The sequence below is a fragment of the Paenibacillus sp. FSL R10-2796 genome (assembly GCF_037965315.1).
Classification (GTDB): Bacteria; Bacillota; Bacilli; order Paenibacillales; family Paenibacillaceae; genus Paenibacillus_AQ; species Paenibacillus_AQ odorifer.
This window is the reverse complement of sequence record NZ_CP150178.1, coordinates 5,003,738-5,021,693: the sequence shown is the minus strand read 5'-3', so window position 1 is coordinate 5,021,693 and position 17,956 is coordinate 5,003,738. Positions and strand designations below refer to the sequence as shown.

At 46.9% G+C, this 17,956-nt stretch carries 18 protein-coding genes; 15 read left to right on the top strand and 3 right to left on the bottom strand.

What is annotated here, in order from left to right; translation table 11 throughout:
* Positions 1-134: 134 nt before the first annotated feature.
* The 4 genes from NST58_RS22790 (at position 135) to lipB (ending at position 4,447) form a co-directional block, all read left to right on the top strand.
* Entirely contained in the window at positions 135-1,166 is a 1,032-nt protein-coding gene (locus NST58_RS22790) for a thiamine pyrophosphate-dependent dehydrogenase E1 component subunit alpha (RefSeq protein ID WP_076184133.1), read from the top strand.
* Between the two features lie 3 nt (positions 1,167-1,169).
* Positions 1,170-2,156, top strand: coding sequence for an alpha-ketoacid dehydrogenase subunit beta (locus NST58_RS22785; RefSeq protein ID WP_036676034.1), 987 nt, complete (start codon positions 1,170-1,172; stop codon positions 2,154-2,156).
* Between the two features lie 145 nt (positions 2,157-2,301).
* On the top strand, positions 2,302-3,672 hold the full coding sequence (locus NST58_RS22780) for a dihydrolipoamide acetyltransferase family protein (protein WP_076184130.1): 1,371 nt from the start codon (positions 2,302-2,304) through the stop codon (positions 3,670-3,672).
* A 55-nt stretch (positions 3,673-3,727) separates the two neighbouring features.
* Positions 3,728-4,447, top strand: a complete 720-nt coding sequence (lipB, locus tag NST58_RS22775; protein ID WP_339244282.1) for a lipoyl(octanoyl) transferase LipB — start codon at positions 3,728-3,730, stop codon at positions 4,445-4,447.
* Between the two features lie 70 nt (positions 4,448-4,517).
* Here lipB and prli42 read toward each other — a convergent pair whose 3' ends face one another.
* Complete coding sequence (gene prli42 / locus NST58_RS22770) at positions 4,518-4,619, bottom strand: stressosome-associated protein Prli42 (RefSeq protein WP_094872112.1); 102 nt, start codon at positions 4,617-4,619, stop codon at positions 4,518-4,520.
* A 94-nt stretch (positions 4,620-4,713) separates the two neighbouring features.
* Here prli42 and NST58_RS22765 point away from each other — a divergent pair, with 94 nt between their 5' ends.
* Positions 4,714-5,841 (top strand): tripeptidase T, encoded by a 1,128-nt coding sequence (locus NST58_RS22765; protein ID WP_076129490.1) that lies wholly within the window; start codon positions 4,714-4,716, stop codon positions 5,839-5,841.
* Between the two features lie 932 nt (positions 5,842-6,773).
* Here the strand turns inward: NST58_RS22765 and NST58_RS22760 are convergent.
* Entirely contained in the window at positions 6,774-6,947 is a 174-nt protein-coding gene (locus tag NST58_RS22760) for a hypothetical protein (RefSeq protein WP_162636775.1), read from the bottom strand.
* 77 nt (positions 6,948-7,024) lie between these two features.
* Here NST58_RS22760 and NST58_RS22755 point away from each other — a divergent pair, with 77 nt between their 5' ends.
* The 9 genes from NST58_RS22755 (at position 7,025) to NST58_RS22715 (ending at position 15,307) form a co-directional block, all read left to right on the top strand.
* On the top strand, positions 7,025-7,597 hold the full coding sequence (locus NST58_RS22755) for an NUDIX hydrolase (protein WP_076276680.1): 573 nt from the start codon (positions 7,025-7,027) through the stop codon (positions 7,595-7,597).
* Complete coding sequence (locus tag NST58_RS22750; protein WP_339244279.1) at positions 7,588-8,787, top strand: endonuclease Q family protein; 1,200 nt, start codon at positions 7,588-7,590, stop codon at positions 8,785-8,787. Before NST58_RS22755 ends, NST58_RS22750 begins: the two co-directional genes overlap by 10 nt.
* Positions 8,788-8,869: 82 nt before the next feature.
* A complete protein-coding gene (gene spoIIM / locus NST58_RS22745) occupies positions 8,870-9,520 on the top strand; it encodes a stage II sporulation protein M (RefSeq protein WP_036676050.1) in 651 nt (216 codons plus the stop codon).
* Between the two features lie 90 nt (positions 9,521-9,610).
* A complete protein-coding gene (locus NST58_RS22740) occupies positions 9,611-10,075 on the top strand; it encodes a Fur family transcriptional regulator (RefSeq protein ID WP_036676051.1) in 465 nt (154 codons plus the stop codon).
* 163 nt (positions 10,076-10,238) lie between these two features.
* The gene (locus tag NST58_RS22735) at positions 10,239-10,472 is read left to right on the top strand and encodes a DUF4227 family protein (protein ID WP_036676052.1); all 234 of its coding nucleotides are present in this window, start codon (positions 10,239-10,241) and stop codon (positions 10,470-10,472) included.
* 159 nt (positions 10,473-10,631) lie between these two features.
* Positions 10,632-11,525: a site-specific tyrosine recombinase XerD gene (xerD, locus tag NST58_RS22730; RefSeq protein WP_076192308.1), complete on the top strand. Its 894-nt coding sequence runs from the start codon at positions 10,632-10,634 to the stop codon at positions 11,523-11,525.
* Positions 11,526-11,767: 242 nt separating this feature from the next.
* On the top strand, positions 11,768-12,946 hold the full coding sequence (gene deoB / locus NST58_RS22725) for a phosphopentomutase (RefSeq protein ID WP_076129494.1): 1,179 nt from the start codon (positions 11,768-11,770) through the stop codon (positions 12,944-12,946).
* Between the two features lie 49 nt (positions 12,947-12,995).
* A complete protein-coding gene (locus NST58_RS22720; protein WP_036676055.1) occupies positions 12,996-13,814 on the top strand; it encodes a purine-nucleoside phosphorylase in 819 nt (272 codons plus the stop codon).
* 161 nt (positions 13,815-13,975) lie between these two features.
* Positions 13,976-15,307 carry a pyrimidine-nucleoside phosphorylase gene (locus NST58_RS22715; RefSeq protein ID WP_036676056.1) on the top strand — a complete coding sequence of 444 codons (1,332 nt, stop codon included), beginning with the start codon at positions 13,976-13,978 and terminating at the stop codon, positions 15,305-15,307.
* Between the two features lie 110 nt (positions 15,308-15,417).
* Here the strand turns inward: NST58_RS22715 and NST58_RS22710 are convergent, their stop codons facing one another.
* Positions 15,418-16,431, bottom strand: a complete 1,014-nt coding sequence (locus NST58_RS22710) for a serine hydrolase (protein WP_339244276.1) — start codon at positions 16,429-16,431, stop codon at positions 15,418-15,420.
* 373 nt (positions 16,432-16,804) lie between these two features.
* On the opposite strand from NST58_RS22710, the gene NST58_RS22705 reads away from it, so the two are divergent.
* Positions 16,805-17,941, top strand: coding sequence for a D-alanyl-D-alanine carboxypeptidase family protein (locus NST58_RS22705; RefSeq protein WP_235219379.1), 1,137 nt, complete (start codon positions 16,805-16,807; stop codon positions 17,939-17,941).
* Positions 17,942-17,956 lie beyond the last annotated feature (15 nt).

Sequence of the window (17,956 nt, the reverse complement as noted above, 5' to 3'; positions counted from 1 at the left end):
TAGCTTTTCTTTTTGGGTAGAAAGGGATTATAATATACTCAAGTCAAGTCTTAGTACCAGGTTTTAAGATCAGGGCACAATTGGTCTTAATTCCTGTAAGACTTCAGGCTTTATGAATAAGGAGGTATCTCTTTATGGAACCCCAAGGTACTGTAGAAACGATTAACAGACATAAGCAGCTTGGACTTAGTGACGGCCAGGTCATCGATATGTACAGATATATGTCGCTCGCTCGTAAATACGATGAGCGCAGTCTGCTGCTTCAGCGCGCTGGCAAGATCAACTTTCATGTCTCCGGTATAGGCCAGGAGGCGGGTCAGGTGGCGGCGGCGTTCGCGCTGGACCGGCAAAATGATTATTTTTTACCTTATTACCGCGATTATGCTTTCGTGCTCTCAGTGGGTATGACTACCCGCGAACTTATGTTGTCCGTATTCGCTAAGGCAGAAGATCCAAACAGTGGTGGGCGGCAAATGCCGGGTCACTTTGGCAGTAAACGTCTGCGTATTGTGACAGGATCAAGCCCTGTAACCACGCAGGTCCCTCATGCGGTTGGCTTTGCTCTGGCGGCCAAAATGCAGAAGAAGAAATTCGTCTCCTTTGTAACCTTCGGTGAAGGTTCCAGCAATCAGGGGGATTTTCATGAAGCTTGTAACTTTGCCGGAGTGAATAAGCTGCCGGTTATTATCATGTGCCAGAACAATCAGTATGCAATCTCTGTTCCTGTTCATAAACAGTTAGGCGGCAAGGTTAGCGACCGTGCACTGGGTTATGGATTTCCTGGTGTGCGTGTAGACGGAAACGATCCGCTTGAGGTTTATCGTGTCGTTAAGGAAGCGCGGGAAAGAGCCCTCGCGGGTGAAGGTCCTACGCTGATTGAAGCGATGATGTACCGTTTGTCTCCACACTCCACCTCAGATAATGATCTGGCTTACCGGACCAAAGAAGAGGTTGATGAGAACTGGAAGAAGGACGGCGTAGCAGGATTCCGTAATTACTTGATCGGTCTGGGATTGTGGAGTGACGAGCAAGAACAAGATCTTGCTGCTGAATGCAATCTTGAGCTTAAAGCGGCTATCGAGTATGCCGATAATGCTCCGTTCCCGAAACCGGAAGACACACTGCTGCATGTATACAGTGATTCCGACCTCAAAGGAGGGGCATAAACCATGGCTATAATGGAATATATCGATGCCATCAGGCTCGCGATGAAGGAAGAAATGGAGCGCGATGATTCCGTGTTCGTGCTTGGTGAGGACGTTGGTCTCAAAGGCGGCGTATTTACCACAACTAAAGGTCTACAGGAACAGTTTGGCGAAGAGCGGGTTATGGATACACCCCTCGCTGAATCAGCGATTGCTGGTGTAGCCATCGGAGCAGCTATGTACGGAATGAAACCAATAGCTGAAATGCAATACTCCGACTTTATGCTTCCGGCGACGAATCAAATTATCAGTGAAGCGGCTAAAATCCGCTATCGTTCAAATAACGATTGGAGTTGCCCGGTTGTCATTCGTGCTCCTATTGGCGGCGGGGTGTTCGGCGGTTTGTATCATTCACAGTGTCCAGAATCGATTTTCTTTGGTACACCTGGATTGAAGATTGTAGCGCCTTACTCCGCTTATGATGCTAAAGGATTGCTGAAGGCAGCTGTACGTGATCCTGATCCGGTGCTTTTCTTTGAGAACAAAAAGTGTTACAAGCTGATCAAGGAAGAAGTACCGGAAGGGGATTACACCGTTCCAATTGGCGAAGCTAATCTGCTGCGTGAGGGAACGGATATTACGGTGATTGGCTACAGTCTCCCGCTGCATTTTGCTATGCAGGCTGCGGAAGAATTGGAACGCGAGGAAGGAATTACAGCACATATTCTTGATCTGCGTACCTTGCAACCGCTGGATCGTGATGCGATTATTGCTGCTGCCCGTCAGACCGGTAAGGTATTGATTGTGCATGAAGATAATAAAACAGGCGGAATTGGCGGCGAAGTGGCGGCCATTATCGCTGAGCATTGTCTGTTCGAGCTGGATGCACCAATCTTCCGTCTTTGTGGTCCCGATGTTCCGGCGATGCCAATCAGCCCGCCAATGGAGAAGTTTTTCATGCTAAGTAAAGAAAAAGTGAAGGCGGAAATGCTCCGGCTGGCACAATATTAATTTGTTGAGTAGATGCGAAGCTTCCTAAAACTCAGGTGATGCTGACGAAGCTTCGTAAAACTTTAAGAATATGCTTACGAAGCAAGTTTTACTATGTAGTCTTTCTAAGAGTCAATGCTTCGTAAAACTTTTAAGGAGTGAAAAGATGTCTGACAACCAAAAGTTGACTGACGTGATCATGCCGCAGCTGGCGGAATCGCTAGTATCGGCGACGATCGGCAAATGGCTGAAGAAACCGGGCGATCCGGTAGAGCAATACGAACCAATATGTGAGCTTATTACAGATAAAGTAAATGCTGAATTACCTTCAACGATAGATGGAGTTATGGGTGAACTATTGGCGGAAGAAGGCCAGGTTGTCAATGTCGGCGAAGTCATTTGTCGTATAGCCGTGCCTGTGACTGCATCTGCTGCTGCAAACGTGACTAACACTAACACAGTTGCAGCTAATTCCTCTAATAATGCTGCAGGACAAAGTGCGACTTCAACTGCTGGCGATATGATGCGTGCACGCTATTCTCCTGCGGTACAGACTTTGGCTGCTGAACATAACATCGATCTGACTTTAGTTGCTGGTACTGGTATGGGTGGTCGGATTACCCGTAAGGATGTGCTGACCTTCCTCGAAAGCGGCGGAGCTAGATCTGCTGCTTCGATTTCTGCTAGCCAGCCTGCCCCAATGGCGTCACAACCGCCTGCTCCACAGTTCGTTCAAGCCCAAGAGAAGAAGGCAGAAGAGCCACTTCGCCATTCGGGTCTACACTTGAGCGAATCTCCTCGTATTCCAACAATTGAAGTTGAGGGTGGCAGAGGCAGCAGTTCTGAATACCTGATTGATGTAACGCCAATCCGGAATACAATTGCTACAAGAATGCGTCAAAGTGTCTCTGAGATTCCGCATGCTTGGACAATGATTGAGGTAGACGTGACTAATCTGGTCGCACTGCGCAATAAACATAAGGATGAGTTCAAGCGTAAAGAAGGTATCAATCTAACCTATCTGGCTTTCATGATGAAGGCTGTTGTGAGTGCGATTAAGGATTACCCGATTATGAACTCTGTCTGGGCTGTAGACAAAATTATTGTCAAACGTGATATCAATATCTCGTTAGCGGTAGGTACAGAAGATTCGGTTATCACTCCTGTGATTAAGAAGGCTGATCAGAAAAATGTCGCTGGGTTGGCTCGTGAGATTGATGAATTGGCACAAAAAACACGCGAAGGCAAACTGAGCCTGGAAGATTTGCAGGGAGGGACTTTCACTGTAAATAATACAGGCTCGTTTGGCTCCATTCTTTCTTATCCAATCATTAACTATCCACAGGCAGCGATTTTAACATTTGAATCGATTGTAAAAAGACCTGTGGTCATTAACGATATGATAGGTGTGCGATCAATGGCTAATATTTGTCTGTCGCTCGATCATCGGATTCTGGACGGAGTCATTTGTGGTCGTTTCTTGCAACGCGTCAAGGATAATATTGAAGGATATACCCCGGATACGAAACTTTACTAAAATAATAACGAGCCAAACTGTGCAGGCATGAGACTGAAAAAGGGGACCTGACGGTATGAATAATTCGGATATTCGTAAGCTGCAGATTTCATATGACCCTATTATGGAGTATGGGACGGCCTGGGAGCTGCAAAAAGAAAGTGTGCATGCCATTGATTCTGGCGAGCAGCCGGAGAGACTTATTCTTTTGCAGCATCCGCCTACCTATACTATTGGTTCACAAAATCATCCTGAACATCTTCTCTTGGATCATGAGCAGCTCGAAGAAAAAGGAATCGCGCTGTTTGAAATCGATCGCGGAGGAGATATTACATATCACGGACCCGGTCAGCTTGTAGGTTATCCGATCCTTAAGCTCGGAGAAGATGGCAAAGTGGATTTGCATGGGTACTTGCGCAGTCTGGAGGCTGTTATTATTGATTATTTGGCATCCTACGGTATTGTCGGAGATCGTAAACCGGAGTACACCGGAGTATGGGTTGGCGATGAGAAGATCTGTGCTATTGGTGTGAAGTTTAATAAGAGTAAATTTAGAAGAGGTTTTATTACCAGTCATGGTTTTGCTTTTAACATTTCTGAGGGGATTGCGGCGCGCGGGTTTCAAGGGATTATTCCATGCGGGATCACCGATTTTGGGATAACTTCTCTAGAGGAATGTGCAGGTCGTCGATTTGAGCTTCAAGAGGTGGCTAGAGAGCTGGTTCCATATTTCTTGAAACATTTTCCATATGAAGAGCTGATGGATACTTTCTGTGATATGGCAAAGGTTGATTAGGAACAAACGTGCAGGCCAAATAGCGGCAAGGAGTTCCTAGCCGCTATTATTAATGCTTCCTGAGCAATGTTTAACCTGCAAGGAACGGCTCGATAACCATAAAGAGCGTAGAGGCAATCATGGCAAACAACATGACGTAGATGAAGATCTTGAACCATTTATTACGTTGCATGGGTAACTCCTTTAGATTTAGTTTAAGTTATTAACATGAAGATGGTAATGCCGTACAACCATTGTACCGTATTCACGAAAGAGAGGGAAGTCCAGTGATTTCACAAGACCGATTGATTCAGGAGTTTATGGAACTTGTCCAAGTTGATAGTGAAACAAGAAATGAACGGCAGATTGCTGATGTTCTTAAGAGTAAGTTTAACGAACTGGGTTTAGAAGTGCTCGAAGACGATTCCCAGGAAAGAACCGGACATGGAGCAGGTAATCTATTCATTACCTGGCCAGCTGAGAATGGAGGAGCTGCTCCAAAGCTTCTGTTCACATGCCATATGGATACGGTTGTTCCCGGACAAAATATCAAGCCTACACTTGGTTCAGATGGATGGATTACAAGTGATGGCACTACGATTCTTGGAGCTGATGACAAAGCAGGGCTTGCGGCATTGTTCGAAGCCATTCGCGTGATCCAAGAGCAAAAGCTTCCGCATGGTCAGATTCAATTCGTGATTACAGCGGGTGAAGAATCTGGATTGCTGGGCGCACGTTCGATGGATCCAAGCAACTTGGATGCAGACTTCGGCTTTGCGCTTGATTCCAATGGTGAAGTTGGAGCGATTGCGGTGGCAGCACCGACACAGGCTAAAATCACGATGCAAATCTTTGGGAAATCGGCTCATGCTGGCGTGAACCCAGAGGACGGCATCAGCGCAATTCAAGTCGCTAGCAAAGCGATTGCAGCCATGAAGCTGGGTCGTATTGATAACGAAACCACAGCGAATATTGGAAAGTTCGCTGGCGGCGGCCCAACGAATGTAGTGTGCGATCACGTCCAGCTGGATGCAGAAGCACGCAGTATTGTGCAGGAGAAGGTTGGCGATCAAATCGCTTCGATGCGCGAAGCACTCGAGACAACTGTGCGGGAATACGGCGCAGAATGCGAATTCCGCAGTGAAATCATCTACCCTGCTTTTAGCTTTAATGAACATGATCCGGTAGTGCAGCTTGCACAGCGGGCCATTACTTCTATGGGGCTTACTCCACGTCTGTTCCACTCTGGCGGAGGTAGTGACGCTAACGTGTTCAACGGTCTAGATGTTCCGACTGTTAACCTTGCAGTGGGTTATGAACATATCCATACTACCAAGGAACGGATTAAAGCCGAAGATATCGTTAAAGTGGCTGAACTCGTTGTGAATATTGTAAAAGAGAGCGTAAAGGGCTAACCACCTTATAAAACAGCAGAGCAGCGATTCTACCGTAACGGAGGATTGCTGCTCTGTATTTTTTATGTCGAGTTAGTGTAGCTATATTTAGAGCAATCCAAAAAAGTCATGCGACCTCTAACGCTGCTTTTGGCGAGTCTCGAAGTAGAAATTTTCGGAATGCTCGGATGCACTCCTTCTTGAAGCTAAAGGACCCAGATGACGTTATAAGCCAAATTATCGCCATTTGAGCAGAGTATCGGACACCCGTGCAGCTATTCCTTAAGAAGAGGAGCATATAGTGTGTTTTTCGTGCCGATAGCGATACTGGGGTCCGATAGAATCGTAAAAGTGGGGAAAAGGTGTGTTTAAGGGCAGCTGAGTCCGATAGCGCGAGTCACACACAGCAAAGAGTCACATTCGATAGTACTGAGACACATCACACAGCACAGAGACACAACCGACAGCGCCAAGTCCGTCCCCTCTCTTGAGGCGAAAGGACCCATATGACGCTAAAAGCAAATTAATCGCCATTTGAGCAGAGTAACGGACACCAGCGCAGCTATTCCATAAGAAGAGTAGCATATAGTGTGTTTTTCGTGCTGATAGCGTCACTGGGGTCCGATAGCATAGCAAAAGTGGGGAAAAGGTGTGTTTAAGGTCAACTGAGTCCGAAAGCGTACAAAGGTAGGCGCAATAGTAACCTAATCAAACAACTTGTGCTAGATGCCAGCATCGTGAGCGATCAACAAGTTGTGTCTGACGCCAGCATCGTAAGCCCATTAGTTGCTTAATCAATCAACCTTTGCCCAATACCAGCGGTCTAAGCGCAATTCCCCCTAATCGGGGCGACGCAAAAAGACTGGGGTGCCCCAGTAGCCATTTCATGGCTTTTGAGACACCCCTATAGTTGTGTGAACATGTATGGCTAAGTCCCAAAGGAGAGGATGAATTCATCCTGCCTTGGACGGAAGAATTGCGGATTGATCGTGCAGGGAAAGAATGTATGCCAAGGGCATATCGCGCCCATACTGCTGGATCCATCCAGCCAAGATGGCCTTTATTTCCTCCGGCTTACCTACCATCATCACTGCGGATGAGCTTGTACGGCTGAAGATTTCATTCATCTGAAATTCCTTCTTTCCCTTTAAGTTTGCTATAATACACCGTATGCACAATAGAGAAAAAGGAGACCAGAAACTTTATGGGAGAACAACATTTGAACAGCAAACCCGAGCTTGATGAAGTGACATTGTCTACACAGCCTGTTTTTGATGGGAAGATTATATCTTTGCAGGTGGACACAGTGAGACTGCCTGATGGAAATACTGCGACACGTGAAGTTGTGAAGCATCCCGGCGCCGTAGCGGTGCTTGCTTTAAACAACAACAAAATGCTTGTTGTAGAGCAATACCGTCAGCCCATGCAACGCACTGAGGTAGAAATTCCGGCTGGGAAGCTGGATAAAGGTGAAGATCCATTAGTTGCGGCTGGTCGTGAACTTCAGGAAGAGACTGGATTTCACAGTGGAGATCTGAAATTGCTTAAATCTTTCTATACTTCTCCCGGCTTCGCCGATGAGATTATTCATTTGTATGTGACTACTAACGCTCAACCAGGGGACATGTCACTGGACGAGGATGAATTTCTAGAGGTTTCGGAGCTTACCCTGGAGGAAGCGTATCAATATATGGCTGACGGGCGCATCGCGGATGCAAAAACGATGATGGCAGTGTACGCTTGGCATCTATACACGCTGACAGGCCAATGGAATTAACAACTGAACTGAAGAGTTTCTATTGCGATTTGCATGTTCATATTGGGCGAACGTCGGAAGGTCAGGCTGTCAAAATTAGCGGCAGCCGCGAGCTTACCTTTGCGGGAATTGCCAAAGAAGCTGCAGAGCGCAAAGGACTAGAAATGATCGGTATTATAGATAGTCATTCACCTGGCGTCCTGCGGGATATTCAGCGGTCTTTGGAATCTGGAGAGATGACATTAGCTGAAGGTGGAGGCATTGCTTACCGAGGGACTACGATCATTCTGGGAACAGAGATTGAAATCCGCGAGCCTGGGCGAAAAGAGTGCCATGTGCTCGCTTACATGCCGGACGTGGAACGCATGACTGACTTTAGTGCGTGGATGAGCCGCTATATGCGGAACGTGAATCTAAGTTCCCAACGCCTGTATGCTCCGGCTAGGGAGCTTCAGGATGAGATTTACGGCCGGGGAGGCATTCTTATCCCTGCACATATTTTCACGCCTCACAAGGGCTTGTACGGCTGTGCTGCCGAGCGTATGGCGGACATCTTTGATCTGGACCGCATAGCTGCGGTTGAACTTGGGCTGAGTGCAGATTCCGAAATGGCTGGATATCTCTCTGAGCTGGATAATTTCACGTTTCTAACCAACTCAGATGCGCATTCACTGGGTAAGTTAGGGCGTGAGTATAATGTGATGGAGCTGGCACGGCCTTCGTTCGCTGAATTGCGGCTTGCACTGGAACGTAAAGATGGGCGGAAGGTAAGTGCTAATTTCGGACTTAATCCGCGGCTTGGCAAATACCACCGGAGCTATTGCGGGGGCTGTGGCAGTATTATTGATGAGGCTTATGTCAACTCGGACCGTTGCCAATATTGCGGCAGTCTTAAGCTGGTTAGAGGTGTCTTCGACCGGATCCTAGATATTACAGACCGCAAGACCCCGTTAGTGCCTGCTGACCGTCCACCCTATCATTATCAGGTTCCGCTTGAATTTATCCCGGGGTTAGGGAAGGCGAAGATGAACGCGTTACTGCAAGCGTTTGGAACTGAGATGAACATTTTACATGGTTGTGGTGAAGCGGAAATTGCCAGCGTTGTAGGTGCGGATCTGGCGTCGATGATCGTCCAGGCCCGCTCTGGAATTTTGGAGCTATCAGCAGGCGGTGGCGGGACGTACGGTAAAGTGGTTCAGCCCAGAAAGTAGAGGCATTACCTGAAGGACATGTCATATCGCGGGACGTTTTCTCATATGGTGTAACATGTAACCGGAAAGGGGAACGTCCCATATGCGTAATTTACGGCTGATGATGAAGGAACAGACGCCTCTGTATATTTTTGTCGGCGTATTATTTCTGGTAGGTGTTGTATTTGGAGCTCTTATCGTTAGTGCGCTTACGATGGATCAGCAGCAGGAGCTGGGGGATTATCTGGGGAATTTCTTTGTTACGGTTGATCAGCAAGGTCTGCCAGCCGCACCTGATTCGTACTGGAGTATAGCGGCCTTGAATCTGAAATGGATCGGACTGATCTGGATTCTTGGGTTGTCGGTCATTGGGCTGCCGGGAATTTTGATTCTTGATTTTTTAAAAGGGGTACTGATTGGTTTTACGGTTGGCTGTCTGGTCAGTCAATATTCTTGGCATGGGATGTTGTTCGCGTTAGTCTCTGTGGCTCCACATAATCTGGTGCTGATCCCTGTGCTGCTGGTTAGCAGTGCAGCTGCGATAGCTTTTTCCTTGCAGATGATCCGCAGCCGGGTGATGGGACAGCGCCGGACGCCAGTGACTCGTCCTTTTACCATGTACACTATATTGTCATTTGTGATGGCGCTTTTGATCCTGGGTATTTCATGTTTTGAGACCTGGGTTACACCAACCATGATGCGTTGGGTCACGCCTTCACTTGTACAAGCGGTGACGACCTTGACTGTGCAGTAAAAGCGTTTGACTTCTGAAAGCGACACCCCCTATAATGGAAGAAGTGGTTTGAAGACCGGTGCGGTAATTATCCAAGGGGGAGGGAGACAGGTGGAAGCACGGATAGACAAGATTAAGCAACAGTTACAATCCCAAGGATACAAGCTTACACCCCAACGGGAAGCGACCTTAAGAGTGCTGCTGGAGAATGAGGAAGATCATCTTAGCGCGGAAGACGTATTTATGCTCGTGAAGGAGAAAGCTCCCGAGATCGGTCTTGCGACTGTGTATCGTACCCTCGAACTTCTCAGTGAGCTTCATGTCGTAGAAAAGATCAATTTCGGCGACGGTGTAGCCCGGTATGATTTGCGAACAGATACTGCGAAGCATCATCATCATCACTTAATTTGTGTGCAATGCGGCAGTATGGATGAGATTCGCGAGGATTGGCTCGGTCCGCTGGAAGAGCGACTGGAGAAAGAGTTTAATTTCACAGTGCTTGATCATAGACTTGATTTCCATGGGATTTGCTACCGCTGTACTGATAAGAACAATACAGACGGAAATCCATCCTAAAGTTATCTTATATTAAGAATTAACTTCACAAGTCCTCCCCGGTTCCTATACCGGAGGGGGCTTTTTAAATGATTAGTCTATTAGAGCCATACATATCAGCCTTTTTTGGAGCATAAAATGAAGGACGAGCAGAATTCATTTATATGTAATAGGAGGCGTCCTTATGATTGTTTCTGTGCCCAAAACAGTGCGTAAGCTGTATTTTATGATCATGTTTGTGGCTCTAAGCTATTTACTCTACTATGCTATGAGCTGGCTAGGGGAATGGCTCAGTCCGATAGAGAACTATGGAATTCCTGAAGGCACCGCTGTTCGGGCATTTGATCACGCCGAGGTTGGTGATGATGGTCTGGATGCGCGGCAGCGCTTGCGTTTCTATTACTGGTTCGGAGAATGAAAGCTCCGCAGGAAGCAGGAACAAGCGAGAAGAATGTCGAAGAAAGCTAGGGTGGATTTATGCAGAGTAAGCGTTGTGTACACATCTGCTAAAGCCTCATGCTGAATGTGCTGCAGGAAGACACTAAGAGTAGCTGCGCCAGGACAGGAGCGTGAAATAATGAAGTCACACTTGCAGCCTTTTTTACATTATTTGTCCGGAGATAAAGGCTTGTCCCCGAATACACTGGAATCTTACGGTAGGGATGTATCGCAGTTTCTAGAGTTTGCTGAAGAGCGGGGGGTTGAGCAGCCTGAAGAAATCCGAAGATCTCATGTGATGTTATATCTTGGCTCCTTACGCGGAGCGGGAAGAGCCACTGCAACGCTCAACAGAAACGCGGTGTCCCTGCGGGCCTTTTTTCATTATTTGCTGAAGGAACGTTTAATTGAGCAGGATCCAACACTGGACATGGAAACCATGAAGCCCGATAAGAAGCCACCTATGGTGCTTGCGGTTTCGGAGGTTGAGCGGCTGCTAGCTGCTCCAGATGTGAGTACAGCACAAGGGATGCGCGATAAGGCTATGCTGGAATTGCTCTACGCAACGGGGATAAAGGTTTCTGAATTAATTTCTCTTAACGTAGACGATGTGCATACAGACATGAAGTTTGCGCGTTGTACAGGGACTTCGGGCAAGGAACGAGTGGTTCCCATTGGAACCATTGCTGCAGAGAGTGTAGCAGCTTACACTTCTCTTATGCGGGACAAGCTGCTTCGTGATCATCAGGAGGAGCCGGCTATATTCCTGAATAGCCTAGGTGGGCGTTTAACCCGCCAGGGGTTCTGGAAAATCATAAAAAAATACGCTCGGGAAGCAAACATTGAGCAGGATATTACACCGCATACGCTTAGGCATTCCTTTGCCGCCCATTTACTGGAAGGTGGAGCGGATTTGCGTTCCGTACAACAAATGCTGGGTCATGCTGATATTTCGACGACTCAGATTTATAACGGTATCGCGCGTAAGAATATGAAGGAAGTATATGAGAGCCATCATCCCAGAGCTCGCTGATCATGCTTCAAAGATGCTTTTTGTGAGTAAGATAGTTATGATGGAATCATACTTATAGGATAGACTGGGGAATGGGTAATTTTCCACAGGTTATCCTTTGGCAGAAACGGATACCTGACAGGCGATACATTGTATCGCTAGCTACGGAAGCGTCTGACTTCCGGGAGAAGGTACAGCCGTTTCTTCTTGTTGGTGCAAACGAATGAACGAACGATCTATATTAAAAAAGGAGTGAAGACAATATGTCCTCATTTAAACGAATTGGTTTTATTGTTTTGGATAGTGTAGGTATCGGAGAAGCTCCAGATGCTGCGAATTTTGGTGATGCAGGGTCACATACGCTTGGCCATATTTTGAACCGTGTTCCCGGATTAAAACTGCCTAACCTTCAGCAGTTAGGATTAGCTAATATTGCTCCGCTGCCGCCGCTTGAACCTGTAGCTTCACCAACTGGATATTATGGCAAGATGCAGGAAGTATCTGTAGGTAAGGATACGATGACCGGGCACTGGGAGCTGATGGGGCTGAAAATTGAGGTTCCATTTAATACGTATCCGGATGGATTTCCGGCAGAATTGATTGAGAAATTCGAAGCAGCAACTGGCCGGAAAGTGATCGGTAATAAACCGGCTTCCGGTACGGAAATTTTAGTTGAATATGGCGAAGAGCAGATGAAGACCGGAGCTTGGATTGTGTACACCTCTGCGGACAGTGTATTCCAGCTTGCGGCACATGAAGATATCATTCCACTGGAAGAGCTATACAGCGCGTGTAAAATCGCCCGTGAGCTAACTATGGCTCCTGAATTCTCCGTAGGGCGCGTTATTGCTCGTCCATATGTTGGCGAACCAGGAAAGTTCGTACGGACCTCGAATCGCCATGATTATGCCGTGAAACCACCGGAACCAACGGTAATGAATTCGCTGGCTGATATCGGAAAAGATGTTATCGCGGTAGGAAAGATCAACGATATTTTCACAGGTGAAGGGGTTACAGCTTCTTACCCTACGAAGAGCAATGAACATGGTATCGAAGTTACCATTGAGCAGCTTCGCCAACCGTTCAACGGGTTGCTGTTCACGAATCTGGTGGATTTTGACTCTTTATATGGACACCGTCGCGATCCGGAAGGATACGGTCATGCACTGGAAGTATTCGATCAGGCGTTGCCTGAAATTCTATCCACGCTTGGTGAAGATGACCTGTTGATTATTTCAGCAGATCATGGGAATGATCCAATCCATAGTGGAACAGATCATACTCGTGAATATGTGCCGCTGCTTATTTACAGCCCACGCCTTAAGCATCCAGATAGCTTGGGTATTCGTGAGACCTTCTCGGATGTTGCTGCAACCATTGCTGATAATTTCGGTGCGAAGGCGCCGCAGTATGGGACAAGCTTTTTAGCGAAACTGCAATAAAAGAATGTGGGTTGCGCCACAACATTCATTAAGGAGGATCATCCATAGCATGTTAACTCAAAAAGAAATTCAAGAAGCAGCCATTTATATAAAAGACAAATGTCCGGTGGCTCCGGAAATTGGATTGATCCTTGGTTCAGGACTCGGTGTGCTGGCAGACCTGATCACCGATGGAATCAGCATTCCATATGATGAGATTCCTCACTTCCCTGTGTCCACTGTAGAAGGGCATGAGGGAGAACTGCTGATCGGTATGATTGAAGGACGCCGTGTCGTGATGATGAAGGGCCGCTTTCATATGTATGAGGGTTATGGACCGGAGGTTACGGCATTCCCTGTTCGGGTTATGAAAGAACTTGGTATAGCCAGCCTATTAGTAACTAATGCTGCTGGTGGAGTGAACACAGATTTCACGCCGGGCGATCTTATGCTCCTTACGGATCATCTGAATATGACGGGACGGAACCCGTTAATAGGACCTAATGATCCTGCACTGGGCGTGCGCTTCCCGGATATGTCAACCGCTTATAGCCGCCGCCTGATCAAGGTAGCGAAGGAAACGGCAGCGCAGCAGAATTTCGAATTCAAAGAAGGTGTATATGCAGGTCTGCTGGGACCTTGCTACGAAACACCTGCTGAAATCGTAATGCTTCGTCATCTGGGGGCTGACGCTGTGGGCATGTCTACTGTGTCGGAAACCATTGTTGCCCGGCATGCAGGTATCGAGGTATTGGGTATCTCCTGTATTACTAACATGGCTGCGGGAATCCTGGATCAACCGCTCAACCATGAAGAGGTTATGGAAACTGCAGATCGTGTGCGTGAGCGTTTCCTGAAGCTGGTGTTGGGCTTTATTCCGAAAATGTAATTTCGGATACTGCATTTTGAATTTTTGGGAGGTCCAATCTATGACACAAGTGAATGAGCTTGAGCCATTGACGTTTGAACAGATAATGAAGGTAACTAATTTGACTAGACCAAAATTTATCGGACTTGCTCGCGCAATTGTCCGTGAAGTGCAGGTGTAATATGAGAGCTGTAGATATTATTCAGAAAAAAAGAGATGGTGGAGAGCTGAGTCGTGAGGAAATTTCCTTTTTAATTCAGGGCTACAGTAAAGGTGAAGTGCCTGATTATCAGCTCTCTGCATGGGCAATGGCTGTTTATTTCCAAGGCATGAACGCGCGGGAAACCGGCGATCTAACGATGGAAATGGCGATGTCCGGCGATCAAGTAGATCTTAGCCCAATTGCAGGCATTAAGGTTGATAAACACTCCACAGGCGGAGTGGGCGATAAAACAACTGTAGTACTGGCACCCTTGGTAGCTTCTGCTGGAGTACCGGTAGCGAAGATGTCCGGCCGCGGACTTGGGCACACTGGAGGCACGCTCGATAAGCTGGAGTCCATCAGTGGTTTCTCTATCGAGATGGCTCGTGAGCGTTTCTTTGACCAAGTAGGGGAGATCGGGGCTGCCGTGATCGGCCAGTCGGGTAACATTACACCCGCAGACAAAAAGCTGTACGCCCTTCGGGATGTAACTGCAACAGTTGAATCCATCCCCCTTATTGCAAGCTCTGTGATGAGCAAAAAGATTGCAGCAGGTGCGGATGCGATCGTGTTGGATGTCAAAACAGGCAGCGGTGCTTTTATGAAGACGCTGGATGATTCTATAGCACTCGCTCAGGCGATGGTTGACATTGGAACGCATCTGGGTCGCAATACCGTTGCGATTATCAGTGATATGGACCAGCCGCTTGGTTACGGGATCGGAAATGCGTTGGAAATTAAGGAAGGAATCGAGACCTTGAAGGGTCACGGTCCGAAGGATCTGCAGGAGGTCTGTCTTATTCTGGGCAGCCAGATGCTTGTTCTTGGCGGCAAAGCCAAGGATGAAGCGGAGGCACGTTCGATTCTTATGACGCATATTGAAGATGGCAGTGCGCTAGAGAAGTTCAAACAAATCGTGAAGGCACAAGGTGGAGATGTATCGCAAATTGATTCTCCGGAGAAGCTCCCTACGGCTAAGCGATTCATTGAAGTGAAAGCAAAAACCAAAGGGTTCATAGAAGGGATTCAGGCCGAGGAAATTGGCGTTGCGGCTATGCTGCTTGGAGCTGGACGTGAAACTAAGGAATCCGTAATCGATCTGGCTGTGGGGATTCAACTTTCTAAAAAGGTTGGAGATGCTGTAGAGATCGGCGAGACGCTTGCAGTCTTGCATATCAATGATGCCAGTGAGAAGAAAGTAGAGGAAGCTGAAGGTAAGGTGTTAGAAGCCTACCGTATCACTTCTGAACCTGTTCCTGCCCAACCTTTGGTATTTGCACTTGTTACTAAAGATGGGGTAACACGGTACTAGCCTAGGCAATATAAATATTGTCATGGCTATGGCCTTAAACAAACAACAAAGCAGCGATCCTCCCATAACGGGAAGGTCGCTTCTTTGCGTTTTGCTCAATGGTGCAATATTTATAACTGATTATTAATCTTATTGAATATCAGCGAAGCCCCGCTGCTTGTATTACATAATACGACCACAGTCTCGCCACTAGCTGGATAGATAGCCGACCGGAAGGAAACACCGGGATCATAGCCCATAATGTGAAATTTGAACACTTTTTCTTCGCGGAGGGTAATCCATACACCATAACCATAATAGCCTTCGCCATCCACATGTACATGGGGAGTAAGCAATAATGAAGTGAGTACTGGACTCAATAATGTATGGTTGATTAACCCGCTCCAGAATAGCTGCATGTCGGGGGCAGTGACGAAAGCTCCACCGTCAGCGCCTCCTTTTACCGGGATTGAGTAGATGTTGGTTCTCCAGTTTCCGTTCTCTTCCTCTATGTATCCTAGTGCACAGTTGGCAGGTAAGGCATCTAACGTAAAGTAACCGGATTGCTCCATTCCGCAAGGCTTAAAGATGTGCTGCTCTACATACTCGGAAAAAGTCATTCCACTCAATTCCTCCACCAGAAGGCCTAGCACGATATAGCCGGCATTGTTGTAGTGAAAACGTTCGCCAGGAGTCCACATCATGGGAAGGGTTCGGAACATCGGCACAAAATTCTCAAGCTGTCGCAAGGTGTACATAGGCCGTGCCTTCCACAGATCCTCGAAATCATCCATAATTGTTTCATCAAAATAATCCGGAATACCAGAGCTATGCGTTAGCAGCTGATGTATGGTGATGTCGGGACTAAAGAGAGGAAAATCTACTTTTTTAAGATAATCTATTAGTCTACTTTCAAAAGAAATCAATCCCTGATCAACCAGCTGGCAGACAGCGATCGCGGTAAATATTTTACACCCGGAAGCAATGCCGAACCGAGTATGAATATTGTTTTCGCGCTTATCCGACTTATTGGCATAACCGTAACAACTGCTGATGACTTTTTTATCAGGTTGTTGTACCCGCACTACACCAGAGAAATTGTTCTGTTTAGCTTCTGCTTCAATACAATCTGCAAGGTGGTTCATCTGTATATTCACTCCTCTATAAGCAGTTAAGTTCTTAAATACCATTCGTTAAAATATTACATTTTCCTTTAAAGGGGGGTTAAATGAGTACGGAAAAATTGGAAATACTTAAAATTTGAATTAACTTTTGATCTCCCCTATAATAAAAATGCTCTGCAACTGCTGCTGGGCTTTTTTTATTGACAACATCATTACTTCTTGCGATAAATTATTATAGTTATTTACTTGGAAATGGAATAATTTCCACCCTTTCTGACGAAACTGGAACACAGTACCTGTGATATGAAGGTTAACGTTCAGGAGGGGAACCATTGTGAGAAAAATGCGTTTTGCTGTGCTTGTGCTCTGTATCGTTGTGTCGGTTCTAGGACCGATGTCAGGTGCTTATGCTGAGGAAAAAAGCAAGGATTCTGGCAGTAATGCTGCCGCTGTAGATCTTGCGCCTGGTGCGCGTTCAGCGATTTTGATGGATGCAGGCACCGGCACTATTATTTATGAAAAGAACAGCCATGATAAGCTGCCTCCCGCAAGTATTACGAAGATTATGACGATGCTGCTTACGGTGGAAGCACTGGATGAAGGAAGACTGCAACTGACGGATAAGGTGCGCACGAGTGAATATGCCGCATCGATGGGCGGATCGCAAATTTTCCTGGAGCCTGGTGAAGAAATGTCGGTGGATGAGATGCTCAAAGGCATCGCTATGGCCTCCGGTAATGATGCATCTGTGGCAATGGCAGAGAAAATAGCGGGTTCGGAGAGCGCTTTTGTCGATCTGATGAATAAAAGAGCGGAAGAGCTGGGTCTGAAAGATACCCACTTTGCCAATTGCAACGGTCTTCCAGCTGCTAATCACTATTCCTCAGCCTACGATATTGCGGTAATTAGCCGGGAGCTTTTAAAGCATGATAGAATTATCAAATATACCGGTTCCTATCAGGATTATCTGCGTAAGGATTCCACCAAACCATTCTGGTTGGTAAACACGAACAAGCTTGTACGTTTCTATACAGGCGCTGATGGACTGAAAACAGGATATACCGCTGAAGCAAAATTCTGCTTATCCGCTACGGCTGCAAGAGACGGTCTGCGTGCTGTTGCTGTTGTGCTGGGTGAGCCGAACACGAAGACACGGAACAGTGAAGTGTCGGGCATGTTTGACTATCTCTTTTCGCAATATAAGATCCACACTATTCACAAAGAAGGGGACGCTATCGGTACCCTTAAGATTGAGAAGGGTGTGAAGTCCGAGCTTCCGATTACGGCGAAAGAGACGTATAGTGTTCTTTTGAAAAAAGGTGTGACGCAAGAAGGCATTCGTCACGAACTAGTACTTCCAGAAAGCGTGAAGGCACCAGTGGCTGAAGGCCAGTCCATAGGCAAGCTGGTTGTCTACCAAGGAACCCAAGTGATTAAAGAGTATGAACTTAAAGCAGGGGAAGCTGTGGCAAAAGCAGGCTGGTGGAAGCTCTTTAAACGTACAACAGGCTCGATGTTCGGCATGGATTAAAAAGAGCTTTTTTGT

Bases quoted from the DNA above. Each gene is read 5' to 3' on its own strand.
- NST58_RS22790 (WP_076184133.1), top strand. From the start codon at position 135: ATGGAACCCCAAGGTACTGTAGAAACGATTAACAGACATAAGCAGCTT.
- NST58_RS22785 (WP_036676034.1), top strand. From the start codon at position 1,170: ATGGCTATAATGGAATATATCGATGCCATCAGGCTCGCGATGAAGGAA.
- NST58_RS22780 (WP_076184130.1), top strand. From the start codon at position 2,302: ATGTCTGACAACCAAAAGTTGACTGACGTGATCATGCCGCAGCTGGCG.
- lipB (WP_339244282.1), top strand. From the start codon at position 3,728: ATGAATAATTCGGATATTCGTAAGCTGCAGATTTCATATGACCCTATT.
- prli42 (WP_094872112.1), bottom strand. From the start codon at position 4,619: ATGCAACGTAATAAATGGTTCAAGATCTTCATCTACGTCATGTTGTTT.
- NST58_RS22760 (WP_162636775.1), bottom strand. From the start codon at position 6,947: ATGAATGAAATCTTCAGCCGTACAAGCTCATCCGCAGTGATGATGGTA.
- NST58_RS22755 (WP_076276680.1), top strand. From the start codon at position 7,025: ATGGGAGAACAACATTTGAACAGCAAACCCGAGCTTGATGAAGTGACA.
- NST58_RS22750 (WP_339244279.1), top strand. From the start codon at position 7,588: ATGGAATTAACAACTGAACTGAAGAGTTTCTATTGCGATTTGCATGTT.
- spoIIM (WP_036676050.1), top strand. From the start codon at position 8,870: ATGCGTAATTTACGGCTGATGATGAAGGAACAGACGCCTCTGTATATT.
- NST58_RS22735 (WP_036676052.1), top strand. From the start codon at position 10,239: ATGATTGTTTCTGTGCCCAAAACAGTGCGTAAGCTGTATTTTATGATC.
- xerD (WP_076192308.1), top strand. From the start codon at position 10,632: ATGAAGTCACACTTGCAGCCTTTTTTACATTATTTGTCCGGAGATAAA.
- deoB (WP_076129494.1), top strand. From the start codon at position 11,768: ATGTCCTCATTTAAACGAATTGGTTTTATTGTTTTGGATAGTGTAGGT.
- NST58_RS22720 (WP_036676055.1), top strand. From the start codon at position 12,996: ATGTTAACTCAAAAAGAAATTCAAGAAGCAGCCATTTATATAAAAGAC.
- NST58_RS22715 (WP_036676056.1), top strand. From the start codon at position 13,976: ATGAGAGCTGTAGATATTATTCAGAAAAAAAGAGATGGTGGAGAGCTG.
- NST58_RS22710 (WP_339244276.1), bottom strand. From the start codon at position 16,431: ATGAACCACCTTGCAGATTGTATTGAAGCAGAAGCTAAACAGAACAAT.
- NST58_RS22705 (WP_235219379.1), top strand. From the start codon at position 16,805: ATGTCAGGTGCTTATGCTGAGGAAAAAAGCAAGGATTCTGGCAGTAAT.